3 protein-coding genes and 1 pseudogene are annotated in these 1,664 nt (G+C 40.4%); all 4 read left to right on the plus strand.

Going from position 1 to position 1,664, the window contains the following annotated elements; translation table 11 throughout:
- A partial coding sequence (locus A3766_RS17980; protein ID WP_068642636.1) for a VOC family protein occupies positions 1-386 on the plus strand: 386 nt, incomplete at its 5' end.
- A 90-nt stretch (positions 387-476) separates the two neighbouring features.
- Positions 477-1,040: a hypothetical protein gene (locus A3766_RS17985; protein WP_068516636.1), complete on the plus strand. Its 564-nt coding sequence runs from the start codon at positions 477-479 to the stop codon at positions 1,038-1,040.
- 145 nt (positions 1,041-1,185) lie between these two features.
- A pseudogene (locus A3766_RS17990) lies at positions 1,186-1,414 on the plus strand (Txe/YoeB family addiction module toxin); the annotation flags it as partial.
- Positions 1,415-1,506: 92 nt separating this feature from the next.
- The coding region (locus tag A3766_RS32725) for a DUF4345 family protein (protein WP_156508960.1) at positions 1,507-1,664 on the plus strand (158 nt) is incomplete at its 3' end.

The following is a 1,664-nucleotide window of genomic DNA, read 5'->3' on the forward strand; positions in this document are numbered from 1 at the left end:
TGCAAGTAGATAGAATTGATCACTTAGTTTTAACCGTCAAAGATATTGAGGAGAGTGTAAGTTTCTACCAATCAGTATTGGGCATGGAAAAAGTTATATTCGGTGAGTCCCGAGTTGCGTTGTCATTTGGCAATCAGAAAATAAACCTCCATCAACTGGGCAGTGAATTCGAACCTAAAGCGAATAATGTTAAATCAGGTAATGCTGATTTATGTTTTATTATTACCACCCCGATAGGTAGTGCTATCGAGCATTTAAACAGTTGTGACGTTACAGTGATCGAGGGGCCAGTAAGCCGTACAGGTGCAAAAGGTAAAGTTGAGTCAGTATATTTTAGAGATCCTGACGGCAACCTTATCGAGGTATCAAACTATCAAAACGTGTAACAAGGCCATCTTGCATCGCCCAGCCAAAAAACGGCTGGGCCGGACCTCACTTCGTTCGGCCACAAATGTAGGCGTTAGGAATATGAAACAATGAAATCGGTATCTACGGGTTTAAAAAAGATTCTTATTTTTACAGGAAGCACTGTAGCCTTATCAATTGGATATTATATATACGCCCTTAGCCTTTACCCGCCAGTTGAAGAGCGTGAAACATTTTTAGCTGAAATAGGTGAAGGGTTAGGAGAGATTGGTTTATGGCTACTCGTATTCATTTACGCCAGAACTCTAATCAAATTGTTTTTTGGAAAAGGGGCTATCGCTAAAAGGCTCTTACCAGAATACAGTATAGAGCTTGACCCGCCGCTTATAGATAGTTTGATCAATCTATTAAATAGAACGCATGTATATTTCGGTATCGGTGCGGTGGCTATAATACTTCTGCACATCGCTTTAATGGGTTTACCAATGCATATTCTTTTTTTCCCTGCGGTACTCGCACTAGTAATCTGGCAAGGGCTATTCGGTATTTTTATCAGCTGGCGATACTCTCCAAGAGAGTTGAAAAAATTGTCCTATCTTGTACATGCACAACTATTCACAGGTGTTATGATAGGTGTGTTCTCTTATTTTGGGCATCTGTTAATTGACGATTAAAATGCCTAACCAGTGCATTTACTCTAGAGTCCTGCAAATGCCGCTCATCTAAGTAAATCAATCCAGCAATATCGTGCAGGCAAAACAGAGGAGCATGGATTGCTCGATGATTGAAATATTAGCATCGACTACGGAGGCGTAGTCAGATTATGTTTACTGGCAAGGCCAAGACAAGAAAACACTTAAACGTATCAACAAGCTCATACCCGATACTCAACGTCATCATTTTGATGGGTATACGTAAACCTGAGCCTCTTAAAGAAAGCCTAGCTGATTTCTGGTCTCGCCGCATAGATGACAGTAATCGGTTGGTATATGTTGTTGACGATAATAAACTTATAATTATATCTTACCGTTACCACTATGAAAAATAATTTAACGAAGCATTCAGCAGGACTAGCCTCCCGCTCGCCCGGTTAACGGGGCGTTAGGCAAAAAATAGACTTCAACATCGAGGTATAATTGAATGGAATCAACACTAAAATACATCTTGTATGCACTAGCTTTAGTCGTCGCAATAACTGGGTTAAATGTCTTATTTGGTGGTGCTTCCGCAATTCCGGGTTCAACCGGAGGTGCAGAAGCAACAGTGGATAACGAATTAAGATTTTTCTCTGTTTTCTG

This window comes from Oleiphilus sp. HI0132, assembly GCF_001635845.1.

Coding starts and splice junctions, on each gene's coding strand:
- A3766_RS17985 (WP_068516636.1), top strand. CDS start 477: ATGAAATCGGTATCTACGGGTTTAAAAAAGATTCTTATTTTTACAGGA.